Here is a 21557-nt window from a genome sequence, read left to right as displayed (position 1 = left end):
TAGATTACTCCACAAACATCACTTTCGATGCATCACGCGGCTTGGCTGCCGGTGACTCATCTGGATATCCGAAGGCTATGCAATACAACAATTCATAGCCTTCAGGTATATTCAGGCGCTTCAGATAGTCTGCTACCTGAGGCTCTGTCTTCATAAAACGTATGGGGCTTCCCAAACAGCAGGAACCGATACCCATTGACCAAGCCGAAAGAATCATATTTTCTCCCAACAGTCCACAGTCTATCTGCGACATGTCATACGAAGTATCGTTGGCTATAAATACTACCGTAGGTGCATTGCGGAACATATTCTTGAATCCCGGATCTTCTGCCATTTTGGGATTCAACTTCTTATACACCTCCGTAATACCATTGATAAACTCCGGATTGTCTACCACGCGTACTGCCCATGACTGCTTATTCTGTCCGTTGGGTGCATGAATACCACAGTCCAGAATCATCTGCATTGTATCACGGTTTACCGGCTGCGGCAGATATTTTCGCACACTCCGTCGCGTCATGATAGTTTCAATCACCTGATTTTTAGCCGAAGATTTATCAACCGCAGGGGTCTGTTCCGTCTGCGTCTGTCCACCGCAGCTGGAGAGGCACAATAACCCTGCTCCTAACATTGAATAAATTACTTTTTTCATAAACTCTTATTTTCACCTAGTTATTTCACCCCTAATTCGGCAAATCCCATCGGTTCGCCCGCACGAATCATACGCGTAGCCTTCAACTCTATATAACGGGCTTTTACCGGAGTAAAGAATACCGACTGCATCACCGGATTGTTCTGTATATTTGAGAACTCACCCGATTTGACCAGTTGACTCACTGCATCCTTGCTCACGCCGACACGTATTTCATAATTGGCAATCAGACCCTTGTTAGGTTCACCCTGATCAGGCAAGAAATGAAGAGAAGAAACCAGTCGCTCCTCTTGAAGTTCAATCAACAAACGGTCACCTTCTACAAAACAAGTCGTCTGCGCCTGCTTGTCAGAAGCCTTTGCCGCCTCATCGGCTTTAACATCCGGCAAAAGATAAGGCAAAGATTCAATGTCTTCCACCTTCTCTACAAATGAATCAGACACATTGCCTGCATCATACACTCCCACACTGCTCAAACAAAGCGGACCACGCGCATCTGTAATCCGGATACGTATACCCTTTGTTTCCACCGTTTCAAAACGTAACAGACGTTTGTATCCAATGGTAGTCGTTTCTTCATTCAGTTTCACCGGAAGCCATGTATCTTTATCAAGATATTCCACCACAAATGCCTTTACACGCTGTCCCAACGGAATATATTCCTGAAGCATCATACGGTTCATCCGAGCAGGCGTATCAAACGAGAACTCGATATCAGCTGTAGTTACCCCGTCTTCCGTAGCCCAGTAAGTATCAAAATTATCATCGGTCAAGGCAGATGCCACAAAATCTCCTCCACGTTCATTTGAAACCTTGGGAGTCATTCCTGCCACCAGATTTGTCTTCAACTGCTGCTGAATCATCTCATGAAAACGAACCGCATTGGCAGAATCTACCGGATGAATCAGCCCTCTCCGGTCTACTGGGAAGTTCAACAACAAAGTGGCATTATGCCCCACACTGCGGTAATACAAATCCACCAGCTGATCCGGACTTTTTACTCTGTCATCTTCCTCCGGATGATAGAACCATCCCGGACGGATAGACACATCACACTCTGCAGGCACCCACTGATTTCCATCCGGATGTCCATACTGCAATTCATAGTTCTTATCATATCCCGGATGCACCTCTCCCTTTCGCAGGAATGACCAGTTGGTAGCTCCAGCAAAACCTTTCTCGTTACCTACCCAACGGCAACCAGGTCCTCCATCCGAGAAAATGATAGCCTGAGGCTGAATACTGTCCAGCATTTCATAAATACGAGGATAATTATAATAGTTCTTGCGATCAATGGTACGTATATCCTTGGCACCACCATACCATCCGTCACCACCATTAGCACCGTCAAACCATACTTCAAATACAGGTCCGTAGTTCGTCAGCAAGTCATGTAGCTGCGCATAAAAGTAAGGCAAATACTCAGGCGTACCATAATTAGCCTGATGGCGATCCCATGGCGAAAGATAAACAGCAAACTTAAGTCCATATTTCTTACAAGCCTCCGACAATTCTTTCACCACATTTCCCTGTCCGTTTTTCCACGGAGAGTTCTTTACACTATAGTCTGTACCTTCAAACGGCCACAAACAGAATCCGTCGTGATGTTTGGCAGTAAGAATCACTCCTTTCATACCAGCTTTTACCAGTGTCTGCGCCCATTGCTCACAATCCAGATTCGTCGGATTAAACGTTTTCGGATCCGTATCTCCATATCCCCATTCCCGGTCATTAAAAGTATTCAGGCCAAAATGGATAAAAGCATACGTTTCCATCTGCTGCCATTCCACCTGCTTAGGTTCAGGCACAGGAAGAATCGGTTCAGGCGGAAGCACCTTTCCGGAAGTACACGACAAGCAACAAGCCACAACTGGAATGGATAGAAGATGAATAGACTTTCTCATAATAAATTAGATTTACGAATTAAAACTACGACCAAAGATACAAAAAAAGCGGCTTCCCGAAGGAAACCGCTTTCATATTTAAGATTTTGTAAGTCTGAATTACAATTTCGGACCAGCAGCAACCAAAGCCTTACCAGCTTCGTTACCTGTAAACTTAGCGAAGTTCTTGATGAAACGTCCAGCCAAGTCTTCAGCTTTCTTAGTCCATTCAGCAGCATCAGCGTAAGTGTCACGCGGATCCAAGATCTTCGGATCAACACCCGGCAATTCTGTCGGAACAACGAAATCGAAGTAAGGAATAGTCTTAGTAGGAGCTTTTTCGATAGAACCATCCAGGATAGCGTCGATGATACCACGAGTATCACGGATAGAAATACGTTTGCCAGTTCCGTTCCAACCAGTGTTAACCAAGTATGCTTTTGCACCAGTCATTTCCATCTTCTTAACCAGTTCTTCTGCATATTTAGTAGGATGCAAGCTCAAGAAAGCAGCACCGAAGCAAGCAGAGAATGTCGGAGTCGGTTCAGTGATACCACGTTCTGTACCAGCCAACTTAGCAGTAAATCCAGACAAGAAGTAGTACTGAGCCTGTGCAGGATTCAAGATAGATACTGGAGGCAATACACCGAATGCATCAGCAGACAAGAAGATAACTTGTTTAGCGTGAGGACCCTTAGAAGTAGGTTTCACGATGTTTTCGATGTGGTGGATAGGATAAGAAACACGAGTGTTTTCAGTTACGCTCTTATCTGCGAAGTCAATCTTACCGTTAGCGTCTACTGTTACGTTTTCCAACAGAGCGTCACGTTTGATTGCGTTGTAGATATCTGGTTCAGATTCTTTATCCAGGTTGATAACCTTAGCGTAGCAACCACCTTCGTAGTTGAATACACCTTCGTTATCCCATCCGTGTTCGTCATCACCAATCAACTTACGTTTCGGGTCTGTAGACAAAGTAGTCTTACCAGTACCAGACAAACCGAAGAAGATAGCTGATTCAGTTTCTTCCATGTTAGTGTTAGCAGAGCAGTGCATAGAAGCGATACCACGCAACGGGTTGAAGTAGTTCATCATAGAGAACATACCTTTCTTCATTTCACCACCGTACCAAGTGTTCAGGATAACCTGTTCTTTAGTAGTCAAGTTGAACACAACTGCAGTTTCTGAGTTCAGACCCAGTTCTTTGTAGTTTTCAACTTTAGCCTTAGAAGCGTTGTAAACAACGAAATCAGGTTCGAAGTTTTCCAACTGTTCTTTAGACGGACGGATGAACATGTTAGTTACGAAGTGAGCCTGCCATGCAACTTCCATGATGAAACGAACTTTCAAGCAAGTAGCTTCGTTAGCGCCGCAGAAACCATCAACAACATACAATTTCTTGTTTGACAATTCTTTAGCAGCCAATTCTTTCAATACATTCCAAGTTTCTGTAGTTACAGGCTTGTTGTCGTTTTTATATTCTTCAGAAGTCCACCATACAGTGTTTTCACTTGTAGCGTCTTTTACCAAGAATTTATCTTTAGGAGAACGACCAGTGTAGATACCAGTCATTACGTTTACTGCACCCAGTTCAGTTACCTGACCTTTTTCGAAGCCTTCCAAACCTGCTTTTGTTTCTTCTGCAAACAATACATCGTAAGAAGGATTGTGTACGATTTCTACGGTTCCAGTGATACCGTACTTAGTAAGATCTAAATTTGCCATTGTTCAAATGATTAATTTGGTTATTATATCAAATGTTTATTGTCTAAATCTGTAAGCCTAATCTGCTTTTTCTGCTCTTCAACATCTCCTTGTTTTAGGCACTACAAAAGTAGTAGATATTTTTAATTCAAAGAAGTTATTACAGAAAAAAATCCGTAATCATTTAAAGATTTATACTTGTGTAACAAAATTGTCAAATCCACATTACAAATCAATTTTATTTTGTTTCTTTGCAGACTGAAATCTAAATAATAAAACCCCTAAGAACCTGAAAATGTTTATGAAAATAATCAACTTTAACCAAAGCAACAGCCTTTTCAACCAGTTTCTTTCTGAAATCCGCGACGTACATGTACAAGGTGACCGCATCCGCTTCCGACGCAACATTGAACGTGTGGGTGAAATCATGGCATACGAAATCAGCCAGACCCTTCCCTACCATCCGGTATCCGTACAAACCCCACTCGCCACAGCCGTAGAGAACATACCTTCCGAACAGCCCGTAGTAGCTACCATCCTTCGTGCAGGACTTCCACTTCATCAGGGATTTATCAATTATTTCGACCATGCGGAAAATGCCTTCGTTTCTGCTTATCGTAAGTACATCAATGAAGACAACTTTGATATCCACATTGAATACATTGCTTCTCCGCGACTGGACGGAAAGATTCTGATTCTGACCGATCCGATGCTGGCTACCGGCAGTTCCATGGAATTAGCCTACGAAGCTTTACTTACCAAAGGAGAGCCAGCGCATATACACATTGCTTCGGTCATTGCCAGCCGTCAAGCCATCGAGCATATCAAAAAAGTATTCCCGGCTGAAAAAACCACCGTATGGTGCGGCGCCATCGACCCGGAACTGAATGCTCATTCCTATATCGTGCCGGGACTGGGAGATGCAGGCGATTTGTGTTATGGAGAAAAAGAATAAATAAAGGAGGATGCGATTGCATCCTCTCCTTTTATCAATAACCAGGATTTTGCTGCTTAGCAATTACAGAATTACCTTGAAGTTCACCCAGTGGTATCGGCATTAACCAACGGAAATTACCTGCTTCCAATGTCTTTTTAATCACAGGCTTGTAAAGAGATTTTCCAAACCGACGCATATCGAAGAAACGATGTCCTTCATAACACAATTCTCTTCTACGCTCCACTAGTAATTCCTCCATAAATTCATCTAATGTTCCATAATTCTGATCAACCCATCCTGAAATGCGCTCACGTCTTAAATCATTTAACAAGACATTTGCCTTGTCAAGATCTGTATAAGCAATAGCTTCTGCCTTTATTAGCTGCATTTCGGATGAACGCAACATCTTACCATCAGCTAATCCTACATTTGCTTCTGTTCCTTTATACTTATTGACCTTCTTTACGGCAACTCCATCACGATCCACGCCGTCAGCAATGAACAAATTCAATCGAATATCGTCAGCCAAGTAAGAATTGATTAATTCAGGAGCAGCTTCAAAAGAACTACTGTTATCTGCACCCCAGAATATTGTACCAATAGTTTCCTCACCAACCGCTCTTTTCAGTTTCCAGATTATATCTGCATTACTCTTATCACTCCAAATATCCGTATACTCACCCATAGTGGCAAAAGACTTCTGTTGCAGAACGGCATCCGCATACTGATAAGCCTTGCCATAATCTTTTTTATACAAATATATACGAGCCAACAATGCATCCACGGCAGTTTGTGATACATAAACCGGATCATCTGGAGCAACCTGACGCAATAAAGGACGCGCATCAGTTAAGTCCTGAATCATGTAATCAAAGCATTCCCCAACAGTATTCCGGCCCGGAGTTTCCAGCACAACCGGTTCCTTTACATAAGGAATACCGTATGAATCTTCTTTTTCAATATCAGAGAAGAACAATAATAATTCTAAGCTATTATATGCTCTCAAGAATTTAGCAGTAGCAATACTATTATTTTTACTGGCAACTTCTTCATCAGTAGTAGCTTCTACGCTCTCTGCTCCTTTCAAGATTCTATTTACCTGATTAATTACATTACATTCTTTAGACCAGATATCAGCATGTTCACCCGTAGAAGCTGTATAAGTCCACTGATATGTATCATCACCGGCTCCTCCATTTTGTCCTCCTTTAATCACATCATCAGACAATACTGCAGTCACACGAATAATCTGTTTTGCAGACATTTGTGCATACGCACCTGTAACCGTCTGTTCTAAAGCTGATACAGAACTAAAAATCATTTCATCACCAATCTGATCTGTTGGCTGCAAATCTGTATAATCGCAAGAAACAGCCATCAATGCCATTCCCCCAATGCAAAGGGCTTGATATAATGTCTTCATAATTTCATTCGTTTTAATTAATTAAAAACTTACATTAACTCCAAAAGTAACTGATATAGGAGTTGGATATGACATATAGTCTGTATCTCCACTTACTTCCGGGTCCATGCCTGAATATCCAGTTACTGTAAACAAATTTTCACCCTGGCAGAATATATTCATTGACTGGAACACTTTCTGCTTTTCCAACAACTTACGAGAAGGAGTCCAAGACAAGCGCAATGTTTTTAAGCGCAAGAAAGAAGCATCTTCAAGGAATTGTGAAGCCCAAGGACTCGGGTTATTTTGGGAATCAAAACGAGGCACATTGGTTATATCACCAGGTTGTCTCCACATTGTCAACATATAAGCCGGTTTGTTACCATTAAAATTATGGTTATCTACATACCAGCGAGTAGCATTCATAATATAATAATTCAATGCATAAGTAAAATTGGCTGACAAGGAAATTCCTTTATAAGTCAGACTGGTATCAAATCCACCAAACACAGGAACTTCAGATGATTTGAACTTATCAACAAAAGGTGCCTGAGAAATATCTTCCGTTTTTCCACCTTTCTGATCATAGAACCATACTTCTCCTGTTTCAGGATTTACACCGGCCCATTCTACCATGTACCAAGTACCTAAAGACTTACCAACTTCATAAAGATAATCTCCATTTACAAACTTGTTGTCCGCATTTGCCCAAGTACCAAGGTCAGTAATCTGGTTTTTATTATACGTAATATTAGCTCCAATATTCCATTCAAAATCAGCAGTACGTACAGGCGTTCCACTTATTGACAATTCAATACCAGTATTACGAATAGAACCTGCATTCGTTTTTATTTCACTAAACCCAGATGTCTGTGAGATTTTTTTATCCATCAGCAAATCTTGAGTATTCTTAATATAAAAATCAGCAGAAACATTCAAGCGATTATCAAACATACGTAAATCCATACCTAAATCAAACTGTCCTGAAGTTTCCCACTTTAAGTCTGCATTTCCTAATATACTGTGATAATAGCCAGATTGTCCGTTATAAGATGTTTTTGTATACCCATTGAAAGAGCCAAAGTCACTGATTCCATCTTGATTACCCGTTGTACCGTAGCTGGCACGCAATTTCAATTGATTAATCTTTTCAAAGCGACTCATAAAATCTTCATTGCTGATAGTCCAGGCAACACCAGCTGACCAAAACGCTGCTCCTTTATTGCTACCTAAGAATTTAGAAGATTCATCATAACGTACACTCGCTGAGAAATTATAACGATCTTTCAAAGTATAGTTCCACTGAGTAAAGAAGGACATCAAGTTACTATGTGTCTTACTACCACCAATTGTAGGAGGATTATCGGATGAGCCAGTCTTATCACCGATACCAGCCGGAGAATCAGACATAAACGGATCCAAATCATATCCGGTCTGATTAAATCCAGAATATACTCCATCATACAATTCAAAACCTACAACTCCCGATAATGAATGAATATCATTAAAGGTTTTCATCATATTCAACGTGTTTGTCCACGTATAACGGCGCATGTCTGAAGTGGCTTGCGACATATAGCCATGATTGCTGACTGCCTTTGGATGTTCACGGTCCAGAGTGGTAGTAGTTTTACGACCATAATAGTCCATACCAAAATTAGTCTTAAAACGCAACCAGTCAGTAATATTTACATTTACATAAGCTGATCCGACCAAACGAAGCAATCCCTTTTTACGATGAAGATATTTGGTAAGTAAAGTCGGGTTATCCCCATTAAACCATTCATCCGGGTTTTCATAAGGATATGCCAGATAGGTAGTAAACCAAGGGTTCATCCAGCTTTGACGGTTTCCGGACTCATCATAATCTGGGTCAGCAAATTTTGAATCCGAATAACCTATGCTGGTACTCAGACCAAAATCTATCACTCTGCTCAATTTATGGTCTAAATTAAATCTGCCAGAATAACGAGACATTCCAGACTCTTTCAGAACTCCATCTTGCTTTAAGAAAGAACCCGAAACATAAAACTTCGTTTTCTCATTTCCTCCGTTCACAGACACATTATGCTCCATTGTAAAGCCATTCTGTGTCATCAAATCCAAATAATCGGTATCAGTAGCACGTGCACTTTCCAAGCGACCGCGTCCTGCATTCAATTCAGCCAATTCACTGGCACTAATCGTACCTTGCTTTTCTTTACTCTCAAGGCTTAACAAATGCATTAAAGGGAACTGATTAGAGTCAGGATTCTGTTCTGCACAATAAGTTTGGTATAAGATATTCTCCGCACCTGTCATCATCCTATTCTTCAAATCACGCATAATAGAAGTTCCCAATTTGAGATTATAATTTACAGAGGTACGTCCTTCCTTACCACGCTTACTTGTAATCACAATTACACCATTAGAACCCCGAGATCCATAAATTGCTGTTGCAGAAGCATCCTTAAGTACCTGAATATCGGCAATATCATCATTATTCAAAGAAGCAAACTGAGCAGCCTCAATCATTACACCGTCTAATATATAGAGCGGAGTATTAGAACCGTTAATAGATCCGGTTCCTCGAATACGAACCTTGACATCAGAGCTACCAGGCTGACCAGAACCGGTAGAAATCATCAAACCAGCGACTTTTCCCTGCAAACGGTCTTCCAATGCAGCAGAAGTCTGATTCGAGATTTTCTCACTCTTCACCATATCAACTGCTCCTGTCAACTGTCCTCTTTTCACCGTATTATAGCCTACTACAATAACTTCCTGCATATTTACCGTTTCTTCGAATAAAGTAACGTTTACTTCTGCACGAGAATTAACATCTACGGTTAAAGTAGAATAACCTATATAAGAAAACTGTAACTTATTTTTTCCTGCTGGCATATCAATCGTATACCGACCGTCCAAATCCGTAATAACACCTGTTGATGTACCTTCTACTACAACCGTAGCACCAATGATAGGCACATTATCTTTATCAACCACAGTACCACTCACTTTTTGAGTCTGCTGCATGGTTTCCTTTGCCATATTTCCCCATTCTCCTGCAGTCTCTGCAGCAACAGCAAAAGGCATTCCCATACTTCCACACGCCAATAAAGCAGCCACCGACTTATAACGCAAGCCTGTTATAGGACGCTGCATAAAAAATGTTGCTTTCATATTACATTACATTAAAGGTTAATATTATGTTATTATTCACTTCGATACAAAGCAGTTTTATTAGGTAAAGATATTGATGGAGGTATATCCCCTTTAGCCACTCCTCTTTTGTAAGAAGGCTTTTCACTCATGACAAAATGTAGTGTTACTCCCTCTTTTACCATGTCGTACGGCAAATAGGATTTCGTATATTTCTGTCCGTTCACATACAGGTCCTTTACGTAAACTGCCTCTTCTGACCAACCTTCCGTAGTCATCTTTATCTGCTTGCCATTGCTCAATGTCACTGTCAGGCTCTTGACACAAGGCGAACCGATGTTATAAAAGTTGCTGGAAGGAGCTACCGGATAAAATCCCAGACAGTTAAACATATACCATGCCGACATCTGACCGCAGTCGTCATTTCCACTCAGCGAGCCCGGCTCATTGCCATAGAAACGGGAAGTAATCTCACGCACCCAGTACTGGCATTTCCAAGGCTGACCTAAATAGTTATAGAGATAGGCTACATGATGACAAGGCTCATTTCCATGCCAATATCCGCCAATGCGTCCCTGTATATCGTGAGCGCCAGGAATATCTTCAGGCAACTCCACGGTAAACAGTTCATCCAACCGTTTTTGAAAAAGTTTCTTTCCTGCCAAATTGATGTATCCCTGCACATCGTGAGGTACATACCATGTGTACTGCATCGTGAAACCTTCGGTTATATCGCCCCATCCGTTCACCGAACCCGGTCCCTGATAAGCTATCGGACTGAAAGGTGTACGCCAGTTACCTTTACTGTCTTTGCCACGCATGTACTTTGTCTCCGGATCAATCAACGTCTGGTATGAAAGCGAACGGTTCAGGAAGTACTTATAATCCTCTGTCTTACCCAATGCCTTGGCAGCCTGCGCAATACAGTAGTCATCATAAGCATACTCCAATGTCTTTGAAACAGATTCAGCTTCCTTGTCAAAAGGAACATAGCCATTCTCACGGTATTCCGGCAGACAGTCATAGTGTTCGTTCATCGCTGTAGTCTTCATGGCCTCATAGGCACGTTCGTAATCAAAACCTTTTACGCCCTTCACAATCATATCTGCCAGTACAGATACAGCATGATAACCAATCATACACCAGGTTTCATTGCCATAGAAAGACCATATCGGCAACATCTTCTCTACACTTTTGTCATAGTGGGCCAGCATCGAATTGGCAATGTCTGCATTGACATCCTGATGTACCAGGTTAAACCAAGGATGCAAGGCACGGTATGTATCCCACAATGAGAAGACAGTGTAATTGGTAAAACCCCCGGCTTTCTCAATGTTCTTATCCAACCCTCTGAACTGGCCGTCTGCATCCTGAAAAACAAACGGATGCAGCGCTGCACGATAGGCAGCCGTATAAAAAGCTTCCTTCACTTCCGGTTTGGCCTCAATCTGATACTTGGACAATTCCTTTTCCCACAGACCGACTCCCTTTTCACGTAAAGCATCGAATGTCATACCGTTCAGTTCCTGTAAGTTCAGTGTCGCTCCAGCAGTACTGACAGCCGACACCGATGTTTTCACAATCACTTCTTCTCCCTCTTCGGCTGCAAAGGAGATACAAGCCATCAGATTCTTTCCCCACGCTTCATAGCAACTGCGGAAACGGGAAGTGTTATAGATAACCGGTTTCTTATCCTGCATGATACGCAGGTTTTTCAGCTTCTTAGAAAATACTGCGGTAAAATAGACATGGCGTTCCGGTCCCCAGCCCTTTACCAGCTTGTAACCTGTCAGGGTAGAGTCATTCTCCATACGCAAATTTGACCATTCACAATTCTGCCAAAGGGTATGGTTCATGTCAATCATGATAAATGCCTTGTCCGACTTAGGATAGGTGAAACGGAACATGCCACTACGTAATCCGGCTGTCATTTCAGCTTTCACACCGTAATCAGACAGTTCTACAGCATAATAATTAGGAGAAGCCCACTCCTTCTCATGAGAATAACGCGAACGATAACCTTCTGTGGGGTTCTCCCGTGTACCCGGCTCGAGTTTCATCTCCCCTGTTCCAGGTATGAATAAGAAATCACCCAAATCAGGAATTCCTGTTCCGCTCAGATGTGTCAGGCTGAATCCCAGAATAGAAGTGTGATTATACTTGTATCCGGCCGCTGCATCATAGAACTTAGCATCCGTATCCGGACTTATCTGTATACCACCAAACGGAATCTGTGCACCCGGATAAACATTGCCGTAACCATCAGTACCAATCATCGGATTGACATACTGTGTCAGACTTTCAGCTGAAAGCGAACACACTGGCAAAGCTGTACACAAAAAGAATATTTTAAGAATACGCTTCATAATCAACTGTTTTTTACTATTCCTTAATATCGCCTACAGCCACCTGATATTCATGCCACAAACTATCTATATCATATTCTTCTCCCAATGCATACTTAATCGCTCCATTAAACGACCAGGGAACAACCTCCAACGTACTACGGTTGAACTTACGCAGGAAATTCTTGTCCTTATTGTTTTTCAACCAAACAAAGAAATATCCTGCTGTACGGTATCCGTCCATGTAATTTCCTCCTTTCGGACGGTCAGCCGGAGTAAATCCTCCATTTTCCACACGTACGGCATCAGCCATGCCTTCGATAAAGGCCCAGAACACACGGTTGGTTCCATAGCTTCCTATTCCCTGCGGCTCTAACTGATAAGCATGAGTCAGTTCATGCAGCAGAACACCTCTGGTTTCGAAAAACAATTTTGCCGTGTCATTAGCAGCAAACGATTTTTCAATATGACGAGTACTATAGAAGATACTTACTACCCCATTTCCACCATCCTTAGCTGAGACTCCTTCTATATCCTGCAACGAATAGTGAATAGTATCTACCGGAACAATGCTGTCCGACGGAGCATCATACAATGTGGCTAACACCGTACGCGCCTGTTCTGCAATGTAATCCTGCGGATGAGTCACAATACGATGGTAAACCTTTGAACCTTCTGTCTCGGGCGCCTGGTCATCGAATACAATATAACCTACAGGATAATCCTTCCAGATATCCACCGTTTTCTCCTCTGAATTTGACTGATGCCCGGTGCAAGCCGAGATTCCGGCCAACCCAAAGGCTATACCGGCCAATAACAATTGTGTTTTCATACTTATTTAATTCCGTTAGTTAATGAATAAGGTTTATACTCTGTTTTTTGTCCTCTTTTCTTGTTTGGAGAGGCTCCCATCTTAAATTCCCATACACCGCCTTCCAGCAGGTCTGCATGAGTGACATACAGTTTTTCGTATTTCTTTCCGTTAATGGTCAGCGACTGTACGTAACGCCGGCTGTCGCTTACACCAGGAGCTTTGATTTCCAACGTTTTTCCATTAGGAAGATGTAGTTTCAGGTAAGGGAAATAAGGAGCTCCAAGTACATATTGGTCCGTTCCAGGACAAACCGGATAAAAGCCCATCACCGTAAACATGTACCAGGCTGACATCTGACCGCAGTCATCATTTCCTCCTAACCCGTTAATATCATTGCGATACATCCGGTCTACAATCTCACGTGTCCAGAACTGTGTTTTCCAAGGCTGTGAAGTCCAGGCATACAGATAAGGAATATGATGACTGGGTTCATTGCCGTGTACATAACCACCTATCAGACCTTCTTCCGTAATATCCTCGTTCTTTTCGTAATATTTTTTTGGAAGATGCATCTCAAAAAGCTCATTCAGACGATTCAGGAAAACTTTCTCTCCTCCCATCAAATCCATCACACCGTATACATCATGAGGTACATGAAAAGAGAAATTCCATGAATTTCCTTCAATAAAACCTTCTCCATGTGTCTGCAAAGGATCAAAATCCGCCTTAAAGTTCCCTTTCGCATCACGTGGACAAGCAAAACCTCTTTTCTTATCAAACACATTACGGTAATTCAAGGCACGGGCATAATATTTCTTGGCAATATCTTCTTTGCCAGCCTGCAAGGCCGTCTGATAGATAGCCCAGTCGTCATACGCAAACTCCAAGGTAGAGGAAACTGCCGTACTGCTCTTTTCAAAAGGAATATATCCCAGTTCCTTGTAATCGTCCAAATGGTCATAATAATCTACATTCGATGTTTCCACCATCGTCTGTAAAGCCGCTTCTTTTTCCGTAACAACCTTCTTAGCTATAGCATCAGCCAATACAGGTACGGCATGATAGCCACTCATACACCAGTTTTCATTTCCCATCAAGCTCCATACCGGCAGCATTTTATGTATGCTCTGTTGTTGATGCACAATCATAGACTTCACCATATCCGCATTTTGCAAAGGAGTAACCAGGTTCAAGAACGGATGTTCTGCACGGTAGGTATCCCACAGAGAAAAAATTGTATAATTAGTGAATCCTTCCGCCTGATGCACATTATGGTCAAGTCCGCGATAATGCCCATCCACATCCATATACACAGAAGGGTTAATCATCGTATGGTACAGCGAAGTATAGAACATGGCCTTCTGGTCTTCCGTTCCTTCTATTTCAAACAGTTCCAGCTTTTCATTCCAAGCTTCTGATGCTTCCGCTACTACCTGCTCAAAGCTTTTTCCACCAGCTTCTGCCAATAAATTTTTCAGTGCCCCCTCCGTGCTGACAGCCGAAAGAGCCACTTTTACTACCAGTTCTTTATTGGAAGAAGTGTCAAAATTAAAATAAGAAACCACAGAACGTCCGCCTATTTCCGGGAAGTTACGATCCATCTTAAAACGTCTCCAGAAACCCGTATAAACCGGTTTCTTTTTATCTACATACCCGTAATCTTTTATCGGCTGTGAGAAAGAAATGGCAAAATACGTATAGTTCGTCCGGGCCCATCCGTTAGTTATCCGATAGCCGGTCAGAAGAGTATCGTTTTCTACTCTCAAATAACTCCAAAGCACTTTCCCATCATAATTATAAATACCATGATTCAAATCGAGAACAATACGCCCGTCAGAGGAAGGGTAAGTATATTTATGAATACCGACACGAGGAGTAGCTGTAAGCTGAGCCTTTATCTTATAATCTTCCAGCTCTACTTCATAATATCCAGCCGATGCATGCTCAGTGGAATGACTGTAACGGGAACGGTATCCTTCATCCGGATGAGAAGCACGTCCCGGATTCAGTTTCAGCTCTCCCACCGTCGGCATAATCAACATATCCCCCAAGTCGGAGTGTCCCGTACCACTTAAATGTGTATGACTAAAGCCTACAATAGTAGGATCTGAATATTGGTAACCGGCACAATATTTATATACATCCTTCTGGTATTCTCCATTTACATTGTGAGGGATAGTATCAGTATCCGGACTAAGCTGTATCAAGCCAAAAGGTACACAAGCGCCGGGAAAAGTATGTCCCATCCCATTGGTTCCAATAATTGGATTTACATAATCCACTGCCTTTTGTTGAGCAAATACCGGAGAAGCGAGCAGTCCGGCAAGCAAGCAAAATTGTATTTTTCGAAGCATACTAAAATTAGGTTTAAAGTCAGTTTTTACTACATGTAAAAGTAGAGTTTAACTACTATAAACCTTTCCTTGCTACAGACATTTTCCACTTGCTGATTAGAATGTCTCAACAAAGAATTACAAACAAAATGCAGAACATAATTACATGCTGATTTACAAGATATTGCATTACACTATATTCATTTAGAGAACAAATAAAGAAAAGGTAATAAAATCATTTAGAGAACAACTATAAACAAAAAAAGAACACCTATGCCACTACATAAATGCCCTTTTCTCAGAGTTTACTCCATATTATTCACATTTTCATCTTTTCGATGCTGCATGCGATAATTTTTAGGAGTGGTTCCATATTTTTCTGCAAACTCCTTATAGAAATACGGACGACTGGAAATCCCGACAGATTCAATAACTTCCTGAATGGATAAATCTGTTTCAGCCAAAAGATGAGCAGCCTTCACTATTCGATATTTCTTAATAAAATCACTGGGAGTGATACCCGATAAATCTTTGAATTTCCGATAAAATTGACGAGGACTTACATGCATTTTTTCTGCCAGAAAGGTTGGTCCCAGCTCTTCTTTATCCAAATTCTCATTTATAACCTCAAGAATTCTCTGTACAAACGTGATTTGTTCAGGTAAATGACAATGAGAAAAATAGTCAGCCCAATCTCCCAATGCAGCCTGCTTCATTGAAAGTTCTCTTTCGTTTTCGATTTCCAGTCCCTTACGTGATACAGCCCAGGCTCTTGCCACATGACTAAAAAATCCCTTACGATATAACTTATAAACATATCCTACCAGACAAGCCAGAAACAGTAAGAAAATTCCTACATATGCCCACACTGTATGATACCACAAAGGAACGATTTTAATTATAACCGAATATTCCTTACAAACCGTATCTAACACATCTTTTTTATAACGTACGCGAAATATATATTCCCCAGGCGGGACATGCCGGAATACAGCCTCATTCTCCTTAGAGAAAAGACTCCACTTTTCGTCATAGCCTTCTAATATATAAGAATACTCAATGTCGGAATTCAAATAATCTAAAGCCACAAACTGTAAAGAAAAAGTATTCTTCTCTTCAGACAAGCAAATTGCCTTTTTATCTGAGGAATAATATTTATTGATATTCACTTCTTCACGATCAATCATTAATCGACGAAGAATAAGCTCCGGATAATATTCAGGAATAGACGACTGATGAGCATCCATATAAAGCAGCCCATTTACTCCCCCAAGGAAAATATCTCCATTGTAAGGGCTTCGATAATAACTATCATCACTGAATTCTCCGATTTCAATTCCTTTGCTATAATAATATGTGTAGGAACCTTCACTAACCGGATCGTATTTTATCATTCCTTTATTTGTTCCCATCCATAAAATACCTGCTTCATCCTTCACAAGGCCATGTATCATCTCATTTACAAGCCCTTGCTCTCGTCCAATATAAGAAGGAATAATATTTCGTCCGTCAATATTGACCGAAACTAATCCAGCTGTAGTACCAGCAAAGAAATGATTTTTCCCATATTCACACAAGCACAATATATCGTCTACCGCCTTTCCCAATTTTTCACGCAACGAATAGACTTGATATTCATGATTCTTTATATCAAACCGTACGAGTCCTTGTCCCCGGCTTCCAAGCCACAATAAAGAATCCCCTTGTACCCACAAAGAGGAATATTCCACAATCTCTTTTTGTTCAGAAAAACAACGGAAACATCTAAACTTACGAATGCGAGGGATTCTGGAAGAGACATCCAAGGTAACTCGAAGCAGACCGCTGCCCATCGTTGCTAACCAAAGAGTAGAATCATTTTCTTCGTATATGCCATGTATCTCCGTTGAACGATGTATAGACCCCTGTACCTGAATCAATCTATCCTCCTGATAAGAGTAATAATAAAGTAAAGAATCAGACATTCCCACCCAGAAATCATCACTGTTATTTTTCTTTTTAAGTAAAAAAACCGGATAGAAATTAGGCCCACGCATATAATTCGCTAAGGGCAACTTTCCTTTTGGAGAATAAATAAAAAGCGATTTCCCGTCAAAATCTTTTTGATAATCAGGAATACATATCAAGCCATCTCCTTTTGTTCCTATCCACAAAGTACCATAACGGTCTGTCATAATTCCTCTAACTTGTCCACTGATAGCAGGAGACAAGTGATTCAGCAGCAAATTCGTAACTAATGCATTCTTTTTAGTAAACTTAACCACGCCGTTCCCATCGGTTCCCAGCCATAAAATGCCCTGTTGATTATCTGTATAAGCAGAAAATATACGCAAATCAACCCGCATCAAATCCTCAGCATACTGCTGCGAAGCCATCAAACGAAGTACACCTCCCGTATGAAGTGTTACCAGGATATCATCATAAAAAGGAAAAACATCTATAAAATTTCCATACTTCGTATACAGTTCCCTGACGTTACGAATATACATCTTCGATTTTTTCGACACATCATAAAGATACAAATCATACGCTTCATCGATAAAACAAATGACTCCTCCCTGAATAAATGTATTCTTTATATGTTTGGAATGCAATGGAGAAGAAGCTACCTGCATGTGAACCTGCAATGAATCGGATGAAAATGTATTCAATGAAAAATGATACATTTGCGTATCATTGGCCGGAACCACATGTAATCCACCTTTATCGTCCACAAAAGCACATTGTGCAAGATTATCAAGATGCATTTTCACGCTATCCGCCTTGATAAAACATTGATGATATGTATTATAATAATACAGATTACGCTTCCCTAAGACCCAACTGTCACCTTTCCTGTTAGAATAAACGATAGTTTCTTCATTTGGAAAAATGTAATTATCTATCACGGATAAAGAATCTGTCGAAAACAAATTAATTCCCAAGAAGCTCTGTACCCACAATTTATCGTTCCCTGCTACCTGAATGCGGGAAATAATATTATTATCCAATGTCCGCCCTTTGGAAAAATCAGTACGGAACACCTCAATTGTTCTTCCATCGTAACAATTCAAACCATCATAAGTACCGAACCACATGAGTCCCTGGTTATCCTGCAAAATACTTAACACTGCACTATTTGAAAGCCCCTGCAGGTGATTAATCACAAAAGAAGAATAAGAAGAAGCAGAAGCTCGTGCAATCTGACAACAGACAATCCAGAAAATAGCTGTAAAATAAATTTTCATATTACCGATGCTTCTTGTCATAACTATAATTCATTTATTAAAATGTCATACAAAAATACACAAAATCGTGATAAATAAAGAATAAAGACAAATAAGGAGCCGCGCGAAAGAAATCACCGGCTCCTCTTAGAACTATCTTATTACGTTATTTAATCTCCCACGTATCATTCGTTTCCAGCAATTCGGCAAACGTGTGATACTTTTTCTTGGCTGAAACCTCTTCAATCTGGGCTTCTACTGCCTCATCGTATGTCGGTGCATCCACATCACGAATCACACCCAAGGCTATCGGGAAATCCGGGCCTTCCATCAGCGCAAGTTTCAACTGAAGGGTGTGATCTTCACAATGGGCATCGTGCACTAAGATGTCTTTTTCCGTGATACCGTTCTCACCCAGTTTCACCACTTTCAGCCCGAAGCCTTCCTGCATCAGACCGAATTCTTTGTTCGGACCGAAGAGCATAGGCTTACCGTGCTCCAGATAAATCGCATTGCGTTCACGATCTTCCTTCTTGACCACCGCATTGTGCGTACCGTCATTGAAGATGACACAGTTCTGCAATACTTCCACTACCGACGTACCTTTATGACGGGCAGCTGCTTTCAGCACTTCCACAGAGGGACCGCCATCTACTGCCGCACAACGGGCAAAGAAACGGCCGCGAGCTCCGAAACACAATTCTGCCGGACGGAAAGGATCTTCCACTGTACCGTAGGGAGAAGATTTACTTACAAACCCACGGGCTGAAGTCGGAGAATACTGTCCCTTGGTCAATCCGTAAATACGGTTATTCAACAGGATGATGTTAATATCTACATTACGACGGATAGCATGGATAAAATGGTTACCACCGATGGCCAGGCCGTCACCGTCACCGGAAATCTGCCAGATAGTAAGATTCGGATTAACCACCTTGGCTCCCGTAGCAATGGCAGCCGCACGTCCGTGAATGGTGTGCATGCCATACGTATTCATGTAATAAGGCAAACGCGAAGAACATCCGATACCGGAAATCACCGCAATTTCATGGGGAGGTACTCCCAGTTCGGCCAAAGCCTTGTGAAAAGAATTCAGGAAAGCGTGGTCGCCGCAGCCCGGACACCAGCGAGGCTGTCCGGATTTGTAATCTGCTGCCGTATATTTTGTTTCACTCATTGTTATTCCTCCAGAATATTTATTGATGAATCATTAAAAAAGTTGACTGAAAGCCTCTACCAGCTCTTTTACTACGAACGGCTGGCCTTTTACCTGATTGAACTGATGCAGGTGAATACCTTCCACTTTCATGCGGAGATAACCTGCCAGCTGTCCCATATTTTGTTCGGCCACCACGATGGTCTTGTATTTCCGCAATACTTCGGCTGTATTTTTCGGCAACGGATTGATAACACGGAAATGTGCCAGTGCTGCTTTCTTTCCCATGGCGTTCAACTGATCCATGGCAGAATGCAAGTGCCCGTAAGTACCTCCAAAGCCTACAATCAGCAAATCGGCATCCGGATTGCCTTCCACCGTAAGCGGCGGCAATGAATCGGCAATTTTTTCTACCTTTTCGGCACGCAATTTCGTCATCAGGAAATGGTTTTCCGGTTCCGTAGAAATGGCTCCGGTTTCGTTGCTCTTTTCCAATCCTCCGATACGGTGCATAAATCCCGGAGTACCCGGTGTAGCCCAGTAACGCACACCCGTCTGCGGGTCACGCTGGAACGGTGTCCATGAATCAGCCATTTCCGGCTTCACGTAAGGCGGACAGATAGAAGGATAAGTATTCAAATCGGGCAGACGCCATGCGGCAGAGCCATTGGCAATATAGGCATCGGTCAACAGAACGACCGGAGTCATGTGTTCCAGAGCAACCTTGCAGGCCAGATAAGCCGCATCAAAACAGTCGGTCGGTGAAGAAGCGGCTACCACAGGCATCGGACTTTCTCCATTACGTCCGAAAAGTACCTGAAGCAAGTCGGTCTGTTCCGACTTGGTCGGCAGTCCGGTAGAAGGGCCTCCACGCTGTACGTCTACAATCACCAGCGGAAGTTCCGTAATCACCGCCAGGTTCATGGCCTCACTCTTCAAACAGATACCCGGTCCGGAAGTGGTCGTTACAGCCAGTGCCCCGGCAAACGAAGCTCCTACGGCAGAAGCACATCCGGCAATCTCATCTTCACACTGCACTGTCTTTACCCCCAACGATTTATGCTTGGCCAGCTCGTGCAAGATATCCGTAGCCGGTGTAATCGGATAAGAACCCAGATACAATTGCAAGCCTGCTTTCTCGGCAGCTGCCATCAGGCCGTATGCAGTAGCTTTGTTGCCGTTGATGTCCATGTATTTTCCCGGCTCTTTCTGTGCCTTGCTTGGCACGGTATAACTCATCGATACAGAAGCATGAGTATTCTCACCAAAATGATAACCGTCGTAAAGCACCTTCACATTAGCTTCAGCAATTTCCGGTTTCTTGGCAAACTTTTCGCGCAGGATTTTTTCGCCCACCTTCACATCACGATGGAACAGCCAGCATACCAGCCCCAAAGCAAACATGTTCTTTGTTCGCAAGATAGACTTGTTGTCCAGCCCGCTATCCTTCAGGCTTTCCTTACACATAGTAGTGATAGCTGCCGACACGACTTCATTCTTAATACCCAATTCCGAAAAGGGATTTTCCAACGTAAACTTGGCCTTTTCCAAATCACGTTTGGTAAATGAATCGGAATCGATGATAATTACCGCCTGCGGTTTACAAAATTTATATTGTGTTTTCAAGGCTGCCGGATTCATGGCTACCAGCACATCGCACTTATCGCCAGGAGTATAGACCTTTCCGGCACCAATATGTACCTGAAAGCCAGACACACCAGTCAATGAACCTTGCGGGGCGCGAATATCTGCCGGATAATCCGGAAATGTACTGATATCGTTTCCTTCGGTTGCCGAAATATTGGAAAACATATTACCGGCCAGTTGCATTCCGTCACCGGAATCACCCGAGAAACGGACTACTACCTCGTCCAGTTCCTTGACAATCATTTCTTCTGCCATATCGTATTTATTTAAAGTTCACAAAATCAATTTTGGCAAAAATGGGGAAGTTCCGTAAAAAAACAAAATAAATCGGGAGATA

Annotated in this window: 12 protein-coding genes and 1 pseudogene; 1 reads left to right on the top strand and 12 read right to left on the bottom strand. The window is 42.1% G+C overall.

Annotated elements, in window-relative coordinates:
- Nucleotides 1-4: 4 nt before the first annotated feature.
- The 3 genes from WKT20_RS09450 to pckA form a co-directional block, all read right to left on the bottom strand.
- Nucleotides 5-652, bottom strand: a complete 648-nt coding sequence (locus WKT20_RS09450; RefSeq protein WP_117673302.1) for a nitroreductase family protein — start codon at nt 650-652, stop codon at nt 5-7.
- A gap of 20 nt (nt 653-672) precedes the next feature.
- A complete protein-coding gene (locus tag WKT20_RS09445; protein WP_445323274.1) occupies nt 673-2556 on the bottom strand; it encodes an alpha-L-fucosidase in 1884 nt (627 codons plus the stop codon).
- A gap of 99 nt (nt 2557-2655) precedes the next feature.
- Nucleotides 2656-4260 (bottom strand): phosphoenolpyruvate carboxykinase (ATP), encoded by a 1605-nt coding sequence (gene pckA / locus WKT20_RS09440; protein WP_117702786.1) that lies wholly within the window; start codon nt 4258-4260, stop codon nt 2656-2658.
- A gap of 280 nt (nt 4261-4540) precedes the next feature.
- On the opposite strand from pckA, the gene upp reads away from it, so the two are divergent.
- On the top strand, nt 4541-5194 hold the full coding sequence (upp, locus tag WKT20_RS09435; protein WP_118165614.1) for a uracil phosphoribosyltransferase: 654 nt from the start codon (nt 4541-4543) through the stop codon (nt 5192-5194).
- A gap of 34 nt (nt 5195-5228) precedes the next feature.
- On the opposite strand, the gene WKT20_RS09430 is transcribed toward upp, so the two are convergent.
- The 9 genes and pseudogenes from WKT20_RS09430 to WKT20_RS09395 all read right to left on the bottom strand — a co-directional run bounded on the left by WKT20_RS09430 (nt 5229) and on the right by WKT20_RS09395 (nt 21475).
- Nucleotides 5229-6599, bottom strand: a complete 1371-nt coding sequence (locus WKT20_RS09430) for a RagB/SusD family nutrient uptake outer membrane protein (protein WP_118165602.1) — start codon at nt 6597-6599, stop codon at nt 5229-5231.
- Between the two features lie 21 nt (nt 6600-6620).
- A complete protein-coding gene (locus WKT20_RS09425) occupies nt 6621-9740 on the bottom strand; it encodes a SusC/RagA family TonB-linked outer membrane protein (RefSeq protein ID WP_118028244.1) in 3120 nt (1039 codons plus the stop codon).
- 32 nt (nt 9741-9772) lie between these two features.
- Nucleotides 9773-12085: a GH92 family glycosyl hydrolase gene (locus WKT20_RS09420; RefSeq protein ID WP_340417277.1), complete on the bottom strand. Its 2313-nt coding sequence runs from the start codon at nt 12083-12085 to the stop codon at nt 9773-9775.
- A gap of 16 nt (nt 12086-12101) precedes the next feature.
- Nucleotides 12102-12896, bottom strand: a complete 795-nt coding sequence (locus WKT20_RS09415) for a basic secretory protein-like protein (protein WP_118028242.1) — start codon at nt 12894-12896, stop codon at nt 12102-12104.
- 2 nt (nt 12897-12898) lie between these two features.
- Complete coding sequence (locus WKT20_RS09410; RefSeq protein WP_118165600.1) at nt 12899-15232, bottom strand: GH92 family glycosyl hydrolase; 2334 nt, start codon at nt 15230-15232, stop codon at nt 12899-12901.
- A gap of 284 nt (nt 15233-15516) precedes the next feature.
- Entirely contained in the window at nt 15517-18201 is a 2685-nt protein-coding gene (locus WKT20_RS09405) for a helix-turn-helix domain-containing protein (RefSeq protein ID WP_340417276.1), read from the bottom strand.
- A 75-nt stretch (nt 18202-18276) separates the two neighbouring features.
- A pseudogene (locus WKT20_RS18325) lies at nt 18277-18438 on the bottom strand (two-component regulator propeller domain-containing protein); the annotation flags it as partial.
- A gap of 145 nt (nt 18439-18583) precedes the next feature.
- Complete coding sequence (locus WKT20_RS09400) at nt 18584-19594, bottom strand: 2-oxoacid:ferredoxin oxidoreductase subunit beta (protein ID WP_340417275.1); 1011 nt, start codon at nt 19592-19594, stop codon at nt 18584-18586.
- 33 nt (nt 19595-19627) lie between these two features.
- On the bottom strand, nt 19628-21475 hold the full coding sequence (locus tag WKT20_RS09395; RefSeq protein ID WP_340417274.1) for a 2-oxoacid:acceptor oxidoreductase subunit alpha: 1848 nt from the start codon (nt 21473-21475) through the stop codon (nt 19628-19630).
- Nucleotides 21476-21557: the final 82 nt, after the last annotated feature.

This window comes from Phocaeicola sp. ICN-14070 (assembly GCF_037892625.1).
Classification (GTDB): Bacteria; Bacteroidota; Bacteroidia; order Bacteroidales; family Bacteroidaceae; genus Phocaeicola; species Phocaeicola plebeius.
The sequence above is the reverse complement of the archived record's forward strand: the minus strand, read 5'-3'. Positions and strand labels throughout refer to the sequence as shown.